Genomic DNA, 12,118 nt, shown 5'->3' with positions numbered 1-12,118 from the left:
TAACAAATAAATAACTGAATTAATCTAAGGAACGACGATGAAAAAGACACTAATTGCTATCGCTCTAACACTGACTACAGCAACCGCGTTTGCTGCAATGGACCATTCAAAAATGGATCACAGTATGATGACGAGTGGAAAGATGGACCATTCAAAGATGATGAATATGGATGGAATGATGGACATGGAAGGTATGTCAGAAGTTGGGATGCCAGCTCAAGGCGCGAAGCCCGATAAAGTGGTTCATGTGCTGCTAAGTGATGATATGAAAATCACATTTAAAAACAAGGTCGATATAGAGCCAAATGACGTAGTGCAGTTTGTTGTGATGAATACAGGCAAGATTGATCACGAATTCTCGATTGGTTCTGCCTCAGAGCAGCTAGAGCATCGTGAAATGATGAAAAACACGGGTAATCACGCCCATGACTCGGGTAGCACAGTTACAGTTAAGCCGGGTAAAGCGAAGCAATTGCTGTGGCATTTCCATGGTGATAATAACGTAGAGTTAGCGTGCAATATCCCTGGTCACGCTGAAGCGGGTATGGTGAAGTCGTTAACGCTTTAGACGTTAATCAATAGCGCTTTGTTGAATTAGAAATTCAATGAGGGCTAGAAAATTAAAGATAAGTCTTAACTTATACCTAAAGCGCTTTGCTGTGAGGGATTCGCTGAGGCTTATCTTTATTTATAGTCACTGTAGCAAGATAGAAGTTTCAAGCAGATGGTGTGCTTCGCCGCTCAGATGCGGTAGCTCTGCCATGATCTTTTTAAACTTGTCATCGATTGACTCTGCTTCATTCAGCGATCGAAAAGCCAGTACAGCCTGTTCAGGCTCGCTGTTCACATAACCTTTCAATGTATCTAGCTGAATTTTATTGGCATTTTCAACTTTTGCTAGCGCGACATTAATTGCTTTGATGCTAATTGTTAACTCATTGCTTTTAAACATTTTTTATTATTTATGGGTTGTTGCTAATGCGCGCACATTAACACAATGATTTTTGCAGATATTGACCAAGATTATTAAATTGGAACAATTTTGAAAATCATTAAAAGCTGAACTGCAATGTGTGATTTGGATAGGTGTCAGAAATACGAAGCGAATTAAGGAGTTAATAGCTTTGGTTGGTCAATCTAAGCTTAAACAAAATAAGTTTAATCAGTATAGATTTAATGACTATGGATTTAACTAACGGAGAAAGTTTTTGAATAGCGTGTCGCTGGAAGAAAGTGCGTAATGAAGCTTAAGGAGAAGTTGGAGCGTGCAGCGGGAATCGAACCCGCATCATCAGCTTGGAAGGCTGAGGTAATAGCCATTATACGATGCACGCACACTGTCTTATGAGTAAGACTGAGGCATCAAGAAGACTGGAGCGTACAGCGGGAATCGAACCCGCATCATCAGCTTGGAAGGCTGAGGTAATAGCCATTATACGATGTACGCACATCGTCTTAACGAGAGTGATAATGCCACATCTAACTGAAAACGAAACCTTTTTCTTTCATTTTTATTCTAAGTGCTCGCATAACCACCACACCGCTAGTTTTTCAATCATGTTCGGCGTTTTCAGAGTGAATAAAATGTGACTAAACTCTCGTTAAACGGAGGGCGAGAAACAATGGAAAATCCCCCGCTATTTCTGTGACAAATTCGGTTTGATTTATAAACCAGTTTGTTGGTGTTAGCTTGTCATAAAACCCATACAAATTAAGGAATTTGGAGTGTTAACATAAACTGATTTTTAATCGTGTTTTGGCGTCCATTAATAACAATATGGATGCATAAATTTAACTTACCAACCAGTCGAAGTATTCAGGAAACTAATCCCAAATGAGTAGAGTTATACGCACCTTTAAGCGTTCGAAGAAAAAAGTAACGAGTTGAGTTGATAATTTACGCAAAAGTCTCGTCAATCCGTCTATCGTTTGGTACATTTGCCGCACATTTTGTCTCCCCTAAAATACCCATGCCTTCTCAGTTCCGAATTAACAAAATTGTTGAAATTGGTGACACTCTTCACCGCAGTGGTTGTGCTCCGTATAAGCTTGAAAAATATACACAATATTATGCTAAAAAGCATGGTGTGGATGTGATGATCCAAGCAACGCCAACCGCGATCAATTATCAGTTTCCAGACGATAACAACGCTGTGATTCTTAAGCGTCTAAAGCCTGCTTCAATTAACCTGAGTTTGTTGGCTAATACCATCATTCGTATTAACCAACCGAGCAGTGAGCCTGTACCAGAGCCTGTCGGTTACTCTAAATTTGTGACTGCACTAGCCAATATGGGGATTCCGCCTGCGTATTTGATGCTGGTGGGCAGTACGTTGGAAGCGGTGGGTTTTTCTGCGTTATTGGGTTTGATGGTTTGGGTCTGTCAGCAAGTCCTTCATTCACGTCGCGCTATCGCAGTTGAATTCATCTCGGCACTGCTAACCGGTATCTTCGTGGCGTTTCTGGCGAGCACAGGGTTGCCGATTCCGGTGTGGGCGTTGTGTATCGCCTCGATTGTCTTGTTTGTCCCCGGGTTATCCATAGCTAACGCATTAGAATGTTTGGCGTTTAATGACTTGGTTTCTGGTACCAGCTTGCTAGGGCAGAGCGCCTTAACCCTGATTAAGCTGTTTGTCGGGATTATCATGGGGCTCAACATCGGTGAAGCGATATGGGGACAAGCGGTCTCCATCGACTATACCAACGCGGTACCGATGTGGATGCACATATCTGGCTTGGTGCTGATCTCTGTGTCTATCGGTGTGATGTTCAATGCTCGCCCTAAAGACATCTTACTTGGTTTGCCAGTTGCCGTTCTCGGTATGTGGGGCCCATTCTATCTAGGTTTTGATAGTGGTTGGGTTGTCGGCACTTGGGTGACGACGGTTCTTATTACTTTGTACGGAACTTGGATTGCCAAGAAGATGGAGCTCACGGGTTCTATTTATATCGTGCAAGGGATCATCATCTTGGTTCCGGGTAGCCGAGTATTAGTGAGTGCCAGCCAGTCGGTGTTTGAACAATCGATTTTGCCTATCCCGAGTATTGGTTTATCGGCGTTATTCATGTTCTCGGCAATCGTGGCAGGGCAAATTACCGCTTACTCGATTTACTCACCAAAAGTCGAACGTTAAGCCGTTCCGCTTTTCAAACCTTTAAACAAACACAGCTTAGCGGCTGTGTTTGTTCGTTTTAGGTGCTGCTCTTTTTTGAAGACAATTAGCTCTCCGTAAAACTTGTTAGATTTATGCTCGCTAAGCCTGACAAGAGCCATTAAAATGGAACAAATTCTATTTAAATTAAGTATTAACGTATGTCTCTACCTCCTTGCCCGCAATGCCAATCTGAATATGTTTACCCAGACCAAAACAACCTAATCTGCCCTGAGTGCGCCTACGAATGGAACCCAGAAGAAGAGCGTTTAGAAAGAGAAGCCGCGCGTGTTAAGGACGTGAATGGCGTTGTATTGGAAAGTGGCGATAAAGTTACCTTCATTAAAGATCTAAAAATTAAAGGCAGTTCTAGCGTATTGAAAATTGGTACTAAAGCTGTGATTCGACGCATCAATGAAGGCAAAGATCACCAACTAGATTGCAAGCTGGATGGTGGCGGTGAAATGCTGGTTACGGCGGAGTACGTTAAGAAGCAGTAACCATTGTTTCAAATAATTGTCGTAAATCTTCAATAAGTTTAAGTCGCTTCTCGACATACTGATTCGCATATTAAAACGCAATAATTTTAGAGAATTAAGATGATTAGAGAGTACAACCCAGCTGATATTGAGGTCGTTTTAGATATTTGGTTAACCGCCTCGATCAAGGCGCATGACTTTGTGGCTCCTGAGTTCTGGGAGTCTCAAGTAGGTAATATGCGCGACATATACATTCCTGCATCAATAACTTACGTGTATCAAGTAGACGGTGAGGTTTGTGGCTTTTATTCGCTTTATGAAGGTATCTTAGCGGCGATATTTGTGAGCCCACAGCATCAAGGCTGTGGTGTTGGTAAGCAACTTATCCAACACGCGAAGCTTGAATGCCCGAATCTGTCTTTGAATGTGTATAAAGAGAACCAAGCGACCATTGAGTTCTACTTGTCTCAAGGTTTCTCTATTGTGAGCGAACAAACTGATGAGCACACAGGACATCAAGAATACACCATGCACTTATCTTAAGCTTGATAACTAAACCCGGTAGAAAAGTAACAGGAATCAACATCATATGGACATGGTTAAAGCTGCTCTTTCGCATTCAACAAGAGCTGCTCAGTCATCAGATTATGAATTTCTGTTCGAGCTAAAAAAGGCGGCTGAATATGAGCCAATCAAGGCTGTTTTTGGCTGGGATGACCAAATTCAACGAGACATACACGCCGAAGAGTGGGCAGAGGAAAGGCCTGAAATCATTGAGTATCAGGGCAAAGCGATTGGCAGTGTGTTGCTGCAAGATAAAGGTGACCACTTCTACTTTTGCCGATTTTTCTTGCTGCCTGAATATCATGGTAAGGGCATTGGTAGCCAAGTACTGAAAGATTGCTTAACTAAGGCTGACAGCCTCAATAAACCCGTCGAACTTTGTTACCTAAAAGGTAATCGAGTTGGGGAGTTGTACTTGAGGTTTGGCTTTGAAATCACCTCTCAGAACGAGCAGTTTGTCTATATGTGGCGTAAATAGACACTCATTCAAAATGATCACACCGTGTCGGTAACTTGATAGGCATCTGACACTTATCTAACGTAAAACCTTGTAAAGCTCCCTATGCTTGATGACTAAGCGATTACACTTAGAAAAGATCGAGCGTAAGGGAGTGTGCAATGAATTATTACCCGACTTCAAAAATCGTGGGTGAACAAAGGTTTGGCTTTGGGCCAAAACTAGGTCAAACAACCTATTATTCTCCTGTAGAACAGTTGGATAAAAAGCCATTCGTTCACCAAGCTATACAAGACTTACCGAGTACTGAATCTACTCTGATTAAAGTAGGAGAGAATCGTGTACAACGAATGAAGGCCAAGGGTGACGAACAACAGATGCAAGCCACGAAGAAAGAAGCGCAGTCTTTTCTTCGAACGCAGTATCGACAACAAGCTCAAGCTCGCCACCTACAAAGTGTTGAAACTCCTTATGGTTTTCAAGAGCGCATCATTCAGTTTTGGAGCAATCACTTCGCCATCTCGGTCGATAATCGAAAACTGATGCCCTTGGCCGCCAGCATTGAAAACGATGTGGTTCGCCAGCATTGGAATGGTAACTTTGGCGAGATGCTGATGGCTTCTTCTAAACATCCTGCGATGCTTCTGTATCTCGACAATCAACTCTCGATTGGTCCCAATTCAAAAGTCGGAAAGCGCCGTAATAAGGGGCTCAATGAGAACCTCGCTCGTGAGATCTTAGAACTCCACACTCTTGGCGTTGACGGTTCTTACACTCAGCAAGACGTCATTGCCTTAGCAAAAGCGATTTCAGGCTGGGGCATTAAATTCAAATCTCCTGATGCTGGGTTTCGATTTGCTAATAACCTGCATGAGCCAGGAAGTATCACACTGCTTGGAAAGGCTTATTCTCAATCCGGCGTCTCGCAAGGAGAGTCGTGTTTAAAAACCTTAGCGACCCACAAAGACACTGCTGCGTACTTGGTTGGTAAGCTGTGCCAGCATTTCATTGGCGACATACCTAAAGAACTCTCAGAGCAAATGGTTGCTGAATATCTGAGAGGCGAGGGGAATTTACTGCCTGTTTATCGCTTGTTATTGAACAGTGCTGAGGCGAGTAAACCTAACCCTAATCGTTTTAGACCGCCGAAGGAGTGGCTGTTTGCCGTTCTTCGTAGTGCCGATATTTCTTTAAACGAGAAACAGGCATTCAATGCACTCAACAATTTAGGGCAGCCTCCTTTTAAACCGGGTTCACCTGCAGGCTGGTCGGATCAAGACAGAGACTACAATAGCCCTTCGGCGTTGACTCAACGTATGCAAGTTGCGAATAGGCTTGCGTCTGCTGCAATAAAATCGGCTAAAGCGTCAGGAGTTAAGCCGAAAGCGGTAGTGGATAAAGTGATCGCGGGTTTATATGGCGATGCTATTGATGAACACACCCAAATTGTATTGAACAAAGCCGACAGCGCTGCAATGCAACTTTCCCTGTTGTGGCTAAGTCCGCAGTTTCAATATCGTTAGGAGTGGGTATGAAAAAGTCAGATTGTTCTCAGAATAAAGCGCCACATAGTATTAACCGCCGCCAGTTCATGGGTATTGCGGCGGCTGTTGGCGTCAGTGCGATGCTGCCATTTCCAAGCTTTGCCAAAACAGGTTCAGACAATATCTTCATTTGGGTATCACTGCGTGGCGCGATGGATGGTTTAAATGTTGTAGTGCCGCATGCCGATCCGGATTACTCTAATTTGAGACCCAACATCGGATTAAAACCTGAACAGCTAGTGAAGTTGGATGATTTCTTTGGGCTTCACCCATCCCTAAAGCAATGCCATCAATGGTATGAGAGTAACGAACTCAGCTTTGTACACGCTTGTTCAACCGCTTATCGCGAGCGCTCACATTTTGATGGACAGAAGATATTGGAGAATGGCACTTCCGACCCGTTTAACACCGTAGGGTGGATTAACCGTTTACTCACGTTGAGCTCAGAAAAATACGATGGAATAGCGATTGATTCGGGCTTACCACTCATCATGCAGGGCGAATCGACCGTTGCAAGTTGGTACCCAAACCGCTTAAAAACACGTGATAAACAAACGGAACTGCTGGAAGAGTTGTTTCAAAGTGACCAAATGCTGTCTTCAAACTTTGAAAGTGTCATGAAGATAGATCAACTGGTGGGCGATCAAGGTGTCGGCAAACAGTTTAAATCATTGATGGGTAAAACAGGCGACATATTGTCGGCTGATAACGGACCAAACATCGCAGCGTTAGAACTCGGTGGGTGGGACACTCACGCCAATCAAGGCAACGTAAATGGACGGTTGAGTAATCAGCTTAAAACTTTGGATGTTGGGTTAGCGGCTCTCAAAGCTTCACTAGGTGATCGTTGGCAGAAGACAGTGATCATCGCGGCCAGTGAATTTGGTCGAACAGCAAAAGAAAACGGCACCAAAGGCACCGACCACGGCACTGGCAACGTCATGTTTGTTGCGGGTGGTGCGCTGCCATCGTTGAAAGGAGCGGGTGGTAAGGTTATTACCAATTGGCCGGGCTTGAGCCAAAGCCAGCTATATGAAGGCCGAGACCTTAGTCCAACGACTGATATGCGTTCGGTTATCAAGGGTGTGCTCAACCGACATTTATCGATAGAAGTGAAACAACTCAACGCTATCTTCCCTGATAGTTCCGATATTAGACCGATGAATCTTGTTTAGAGTTTTACCAAGACCCAGTTAGATGCGATTCAGTCGTTTGAATCGCATTCTATTTCTGACTCGCTTGTTTACGATTTAATTGCCAACAGTGCTCCGAACGTCACTAAGCCAAATCCACACGCTTGATTAAGCCTTTTCTTTGCTCTCAATAGATGCTTTTGCAATGTACTCGAAGTAAACAGCATAGCGACAATCCCAAACCACAAGCCGTGAAGAACGATCATGTTAAGCCCATAGCCGAGTGCGACATGCTGGTTTTCTGCATCAGGTGAGATGACTTGGCTGAAGATGCTCAAAAAGAACAACATGGTTTTTGGGTTGAGCACGTTACATAAAAAGCCTTGGGCTAAATAGCGCCAAACACTGGTGCTTTGCTTTGTATCTTCGATAGGTGCAAGCTTGTTGTCTGCACTCAAGATACCTTTTAGTCCTAGATAAATAAGGTAGGCTGCACCTGCGTATCTAATCATGTCAAACAGCTGCTCATTCTGTGAGATTAAGTAACTGATCCCAAGCATTGAATAACTGATGTGAACACAAATCGCTAAACTCACACCGATTGCAGTCCAAATCCCTGCTTGTCTTCCTTGATTGACACTGTTTTTCAAAACTAAAACGAAATCAGCGCCTGGACTAATAACAATCAATAGTCCCAATACTGCTAGGCTTAACCACTCCATAATGACTCCAACTCTTTATATTTGATGAGCCAGCATTGTATGGTTTTTTATTGCTGCCTATAATCGAAATGAATTCCACCTATCTGTGAGAAAAAATCACACATGAGACACTTGAAAGCATTTCATATTTTCCACGTAGCAGCGCATTCGAGTAGTTACAGTGAAGCGGCGGATAAACTCAATATCACACATGGCGCGGTGAGTAAGCAGATCAAGGTATTGGAAAATCACTTATCCCAAGTTTTGTTCTACAAACAGGGCAGGAATGTGTGTCTCACCAAAGAAGGGGAATTACTCAAAGGTTACACAGAGCAAGCGTTCCAAGCCTTGGAGACTGGAGTCCATAAGCTTAATCAGCTGAATCATCAAGCGTTGGAAGTTTCATGCGAACCCACATTGACCATGCGTTGGTTAATGCCTCGACTCGGTGATTTCTATAACGAATCCGGAATTGATGTTCGATTGTCGACTGCTGGTGGGCCTGTGAACTTGAATGCGACAGGGCTCGATATGGCGATTCGCCGAGATGACTTTAAATTAACCGAGCGTTACGAACAGATACCGCTAGTTGAAGAGTGGGTAGGCCCTGTGTGTTCCCCGGGTTATTGGCAGCAGGTAAAAGATAACTTAGATGATGTGAAATTACTGCACAGCAGTACACGGCCAGATGCTTGGAGTCATTGGGGTGCTATCACTATAGATAAAGTTAATGGTGGAGAGTGGTCAAAAGCTCGAGCGAACCAAACATTTGCACACTTCTACTTTTGCTTTCAGGCGGCTGTCGATGGGTTAGGCATAGCGCTTGGGTCTTATCCACTTGTCGCCGACGATCTTGAAAGAGGTAACTTGATCGCGCCGTTTGGCTTCGTACCTTCTGGTCACCAGTACATATTGCTCACGCAAGATAGCAACCATGAAGAGCCAGAAAGCCCGTTTGTTGTTTGGCTGAAGAATGAGTTATCGCAGTGTGTTCCAACTTTATAGGAACGACATCCGACCTAGAAGTGTGCTTGTCTTATGTCAGGCTCTAGTTCGTTGTTGTGGAAATCACTCAATAGGCAAAGACAGCACGCCACCATTGAGTTCGACTTGTTTTAGCCATTCGGTTGGAATTTCGCCATCTCCTTCGTAGAAACACGCCGCTAATACCGCGCCAATTACAATCGCACGACCGCAGCTGTCACCACCACATAAGATGTTGTCGCGAATGCCTTGTTGATAACTCTGAGCACCTGCAATAATGCGAATCAGCAAGGGGAACGCGGCACTCAGTTCACAATGCAATCCAAACTTCTTCGCGGCATCTGTAATCGAAAGCTCAGGATCAGCCAGTGCTTCGTCGATTTGATCGTGTATGAACTTGCTACAAGTTTGTCGCACCATTTCTACCGATTGCAGTGGAGAGTTGCCTTGAATTGCCGCTTGAACCAATAAGGTGATGGCTTGTGCCCATTCCACGGCTTTGTCGTTGTTGTTGGTCACTCGTACCGCACTCTCTACCATTGCCGGTAAGGTGTGAGAGGTGTAAGTACACGCCACTAAAGGAATTAGCTTTGAAACAGCAGGTAGCTGGGTGTCATCAGCGCCACAGGCTGTGATTGGAGCTTCTGTTAGCTCTAGTTTATGTATGTTCAGCAAGCTCATACGAGTCGCTTTATCAATGTAACCTTGCCAACTGCCACCAAAATCAAACCAGAAACGGAAGTGCTTGATGTAGCTCGCTTCATCGTATTTTTGGTTGTCGACTAAGCTATCGACCATCGCTAATAGCTGAGCACCATATTGCGATTGCTCGCCTGCGGTTTTACCTTGGTGCGCAAAGTAGCCCTTGTCTTGGTAATCGAACTGATTCGGTGAACGAAATTCTGGCTCAAAACCCGCTACGTGTAAGATCCTCTCTTGGTCATACAGCCAGTGCAGCCCCATTGAAGCGGCGTCTCCAACCAATGCGCCAACAACGGCGTAAAAAGCTCTTTCTTTATGATTGTCCATGTTGAGTGATGTCCTTGAGAAGAATCAACGCAGTTCGATACTTTAAGTATAGTGATTAGGCGAGTATTTTGCTGTGTTTCTAAGAAGAAATATGAAGGGATAAATCCTGATTGGTCAATAGCTTAAACCAATCAGGTGAAATTGATAAGGGCGTGAATAGTCTGGTGAATTCGTATTTTTGATTGGTGGTGTTATTGATGGTTGAGATAGGCACTAGAGCGCTGCTCAATCACTTTGAAAAGACGTGAAAGCGCAAAGCACAAAGCAAAATATACGAAGCCAACAATGAGCCAGATCTCAAAGATCAAACCTGAAGAGTTTGCCATTTCAGTACCAACAAACGTCATCTCTTGGATAGAAATCAGAGACACAATCGACGTGTCTTTAACCAAGGAGATTGCTTGGCCAGCCAATGGTGGGGTGATGGCAGTCAATACTTGTGGGCCAACCACAAATCGATACTTAGACAATGCAGATAAGCCAAGCGAATCGGCCGCTTCCCATTGGCCTTTAGGAATACCTTCTAAACCCGCTCGAATCACTTCCGCAATATAAGCTGAAGAGAGCAAACCAATACAAATCACACCAGACGCTAAGTTTTCCCAAAGGTTAGCTGGGCCGAACAGGAAACCTTGAACAGCGTTAATATCGCCGTTGTGTTCACGCAAGATACTTTCTAAACCAAGTAATGGAATCAGTTGGTTTGAAACGAAAAAATAGAATATGAAGACAAACACCAGCGGCGGAATATTTCGAACCAACTGGATAAAAATCAGTGCAGGGGTACGAAAGAAAGCAATTTTAGAGTGCCTAGCAACGCCAAGTAATGTGCCAAAAGAGAGTGCTAACACCATGCTCCAAACACTCAAGCGCAGTGTCGCGATCAAGCCTTGGAAAAAGTAAGGAATATTGCCTTGAGAAGGCGGAATGAAAATCAGGGTAAACGCATCTTCCCAGCGCCAATGGTAGTTAATACCAACAGCGGAACGATAATAAAGCCAACCTGCGAACGCGAAAATGATCGCAAACAACACTCCATCTAATAGATTGAGGCGTTGATACCAAGGCTTCGTGTGAAGGTTGGGCTTGGGCGTTGATAATGCGCTAGTACTACTCACGTCATTCCTGTTTAAACAATGATAATTAATATGCTGTGAGAGTGGCTATGAGTTTATAGCTATCTCGGGTGTTTCTTAAAAGACAGTACCAGCAAGGTACTGCCTTGATTGGTTCTTTAGCGTCTAATTGGCAGTTGATTACTGACCTTGAGCAATCTGGTCTTGCCAATCTAGAGTAGAGAACCAGTACTCGTAACGCTCTTTCAACCAACCGTCTTCAGTACGTGCTTTGATCCACTCGTTGAAGAATTCTGTCTTGTCAGTTTCACCTAGGCGAACTGCAAATGCTTCATTACCTTTTGATAGGCGTTCTTCGAATGGAATAAATAGCGTGTCTGCGTTTTTAATCGCTTCGTGTTCTGGTTTCGGGCTAGACGCGATAACCGCGTGTGCGTTGCCGTTTAATACTTCTTGGAATGCTTGAGCATCGTCATCGAACTGTAGAACTTTCGCTTTAGGGAAGGTTTCACGAGCTACTTGCACTGTGAATGCACCACGACGCGCTGCAATTTTTACACGGCGAGAATCAAAATCAGAGATTTGTGTAAAACCTTCTGCTAGCTCTTTATTCGCTGCCAGTTGAACGCCAGAGTGCGAGTAAGGTTCAGTGAACAATACGCTTTTAGCGCGAGCTTCAGTGATAGACATACCGCCAATGATTACATCAAACTTGTTCGAAAGTAGAGAAGGAATAATGCCATCCCATGCCGTCGGTACGAATTCAACTTTCCAGCCAGAATCTTCAGCAAGACGTTTTGCTACATCGATTTCAAAGCCAACAAGATCGCCTTGTTTGTTACGCATCGCCCAAGGAACAAATGTCGACATACCAACGCGTAGAGAGCCACGTTCGTTTATTTTGTCTAGGTTAGGCGTTTCAGAAGCAAGTGCAGGCAAACTGACGGCAAGCGCAAGTAGGGCTGTAATTGCGGTTTTAAATAGCTTCATGCTGATAAA

13 protein-coding genes and 2 tRNA genes are annotated in these 12,118 nt (G+C 44.1%); 8 read left to right on the top strand and 7 right to left on the bottom strand.

Annotated elements, in window-relative coordinates:
- Positions 1 to 37: 37 nt before the first annotated feature.
- The gene (locus AB4138_RS13595) at positions 38 to 568 is read left to right on the top strand and encodes a cupredoxin family protein (RefSeq protein ID WP_017067600.1); all 531 of its coding nucleotides are present in this window, start codon (positions 38 to 40) and stop codon (positions 566 to 568) included.
- A 126-nt stretch (positions 569 to 694) separates the two neighbouring features.
- On the opposite strand, the gene AB4138_RS13590 is transcribed toward AB4138_RS13595, so the two are convergent.
- The 3 genes from AB4138_RS13590 to AB4138_RS13580 all read right to left on the bottom strand — a co-directional run bounded on the left by AB4138_RS13590 (position 695) and on the right by AB4138_RS13580 (position 1,447).
- A complete protein-coding gene (locus AB4138_RS13590) occupies positions 695 to 952 on the bottom strand; it encodes a hypothetical protein (RefSeq protein WP_017067599.1) in 258 nt (85 codons plus the stop codon).
- Positions 953 to 1,259: 307 nt separating this feature from the next.
- Positions 1,260 to 1,334 (bottom strand) — tRNA-Gly (locus AB4138_RS13585).
- Between the two features lie 38 nt (positions 1,335 to 1,372).
- Positions 1,373 to 1,447, bottom strand: a tRNA-Gly gene (locus AB4138_RS13580).
- Positions 1,448 to 1,970: 523 nt separating this feature from the next.
- Between AB4138_RS13580 and AB4138_RS13575 the strand changes: the two genes are divergently transcribed.
- From AB4138_RS13575 to AB4138_RS13550, 6 genes are all read left to right on the top strand, one after another.
- Complete coding sequence (locus AB4138_RS13575; RefSeq protein WP_017058966.1) at positions 1,971 to 3,134, top strand: threonine/serine exporter family protein; 1,164 nt, start codon at positions 1,971 to 1,973, stop codon at positions 3,132 to 3,134.
- Between the two features lie 179 nt (positions 3,135 to 3,313).
- Positions 3,314 to 3,652, top strand: a complete 339-nt coding sequence (locus AB4138_RS13570; protein WP_372306355.1) for a zinc ribbon domain-containing protein YjdM — start codon at positions 3,314 to 3,316, stop codon at positions 3,650 to 3,652.
- A gap of 99 nt (positions 3,653 to 3,751) precedes the next feature.
- Positions 3,752 to 4,174 carry an N-acetyltransferase gene (locus AB4138_RS13565; RefSeq protein WP_017067098.1) on the top strand — a complete coding sequence of 141 codons (423 nt, stop codon included), beginning with the start codon at positions 3,752 to 3,754 and terminating at the stop codon, positions 4,172 to 4,174.
- Between the two features lie 46 nt (positions 4,175 to 4,220).
- Positions 4,221 to 4,673, top strand: a complete 453-nt coding sequence (locus AB4138_RS13560; RefSeq protein ID WP_372074764.1) for a GNAT family N-acetyltransferase — start codon at positions 4,221 to 4,223, stop codon at positions 4,671 to 4,673.
- Between the two features lie 140 nt (positions 4,674 to 4,813).
- Positions 4,814 to 6,175, top strand: a complete 1,362-nt coding sequence (locus AB4138_RS13555; protein ID WP_102320746.1) for a DUF1800 family protein — start codon at positions 4,814 to 4,816, stop codon at positions 6,173 to 6,175.
- A gap of 8 nt (positions 6,176 to 6,183) precedes the next feature.
- Positions 6,184 to 7,371: a DUF1501 domain-containing protein gene (locus AB4138_RS13550; RefSeq protein ID WP_372306352.1), complete on the top strand. Its 1,188-nt coding sequence runs from the start codon at positions 6,184 to 6,186 to the stop codon at positions 7,369 to 7,371.
- A 68-nt stretch (positions 7,372 to 7,439) separates the two neighbouring features.
- On the opposite strand, the gene AB4138_RS13545 is transcribed toward AB4138_RS13550, so the two are convergent.
- Entirely contained in the window at positions 7,440 to 8,051 is a 612-nt protein-coding gene (locus AB4138_RS13545) for a LysE family translocator (RefSeq protein ID WP_372306349.1), read from the bottom strand.
- 102 nt (positions 8,052 to 8,153) lie between these two features.
- On the opposite strand from AB4138_RS13545, the gene AB4138_RS13540 reads away from it, so the two are divergent.
- On the top strand, positions 8,154 to 9,035 hold the full coding sequence (locus AB4138_RS13540) for a LysR family transcriptional regulator (RefSeq protein ID WP_017064462.1): 882 nt from the start codon (positions 8,154 to 8,156) through the stop codon (positions 9,033 to 9,035).
- A gap of 63 nt (positions 9,036 to 9,098) precedes the next feature.
- On the opposite strand, the gene AB4138_RS13535 is transcribed toward AB4138_RS13540, so the two are convergent.
- The 3 genes from AB4138_RS13535 to AB4138_RS13525 form a co-directional block, all read right to left on the bottom strand.
- Entirely contained in the window at positions 9,099 to 10,043 is a 945-nt protein-coding gene (locus AB4138_RS13535) for an ADP-ribosylglycohydrolase family protein (RefSeq protein WP_372306347.1), read from the bottom strand.
- 191 nt (positions 10,044 to 10,234) lie between these two features.
- Positions 10,235 to 11,161, bottom strand: a complete 927-nt coding sequence (locus AB4138_RS13530; protein ID WP_372306344.1) for an amino acid ABC transporter permease — start codon at positions 11,159 to 11,161, stop codon at positions 10,235 to 10,237.
- Between the two features lie 138 nt (positions 11,162 to 11,299).
- The gene (locus AB4138_RS13525) at positions 11,300 to 12,109 is read right to left on the bottom strand and encodes a transporter substrate-binding domain-containing protein (RefSeq protein WP_017067595.1); all 810 of its coding nucleotides are present in this window, start codon (positions 12,107 to 12,109) and stop codon (positions 11,300 to 11,302) included.
- Positions 12,110 to 12,118 lie beyond the last annotated feature (9 nt).

Source organism: Vibrio sp. 10N.286.52.C3 (assembly GCF_041468865.1).
Taxonomy (GTDB): Bacteria; Pseudomonadota; Gammaproteobacteria; order Enterobacterales; family Vibrionaceae; genus Vibrio; species Vibrio crassostreae_C.
This window is presented reverse-complemented; position numbering and strand designations above follow the sequence as displayed.

Excerpts from the sequence above, each read along its gene's own strand:
- AB4138_RS13525 (WP_017067595.1), bottom strand. The coding sequence starts at position 12,109 with ATGAAGCTATTTAAAACCGCAATTACAGCCCTACTTGCGCTTGCCGTC.
- AB4138_RS13595 (WP_017067600.1), top strand. The coding sequence starts at position 38 with ATGAAAAAGACACTAATTGCTATCGCTCTAACACTGACTACAGCAACC.
- AB4138_RS13555 (WP_102320746.1), top strand. The coding sequence starts at position 4,814 with ATGAATTATTACCCGACTTCAAAAATCGTGGGTGAACAAAGGTTTGGC.
- AB4138_RS13540 (WP_017064462.1), top strand. The coding sequence starts at position 8,154 with ATGAGACACTTGAAAGCATTTCATATTTTCCACGTAGCAGCGCATTCG.
- AB4138_RS13570 (WP_372306355.1), top strand. The coding sequence starts at position 3,314 with ATGTCTCTACCTCCTTGCCCGCAATGCCAATCTGAATATGTTTACCCA.
- AB4138_RS13545 (WP_372306349.1), bottom strand. The coding sequence starts at position 8,051 with ATGGAGTGGTTAAGCCTAGCAGTATTGGGACTATTGATTGTTATTAGT.
- AB4138_RS13560 (WP_372074764.1), top strand. The coding sequence starts at position 4,221 with ATGGACATGGTTAAAGCTGCTCTTTCGCATTCAACAAGAGCTGCTCAG.
- AB4138_RS13565 (WP_017067098.1), top strand. The coding sequence starts at position 3,752 with ATGATTAGAGAGTACAACCCAGCTGATATTGAGGTCGTTTTAGATATT.
- AB4138_RS13590 (WP_017067599.1), bottom strand. The coding sequence starts at position 952 with ATGTTTAAAAGCAATGAGTTAACAATTAGCATCAAAGCAATTAATGTC.
- AB4138_RS13550 (WP_372306352.1), top strand. The coding sequence starts at position 6,184 with ATGAAAAAGTCAGATTGTTCTCAGAATAAAGCGCCACATAGTATTAAC.
- AB4138_RS13535 (WP_372306347.1), bottom strand. The coding sequence starts at position 10,043 with ATGGACAATCATAAAGAAAGAGCTTTTTACGCCGTTGTTGGCGCATTG.
- AB4138_RS13575 (WP_017058966.1), top strand. The coding sequence starts at position 1,971 with ATGCCTTCTCAGTTCCGAATTAACAAAATTGTTGAAATTGGTGACACT.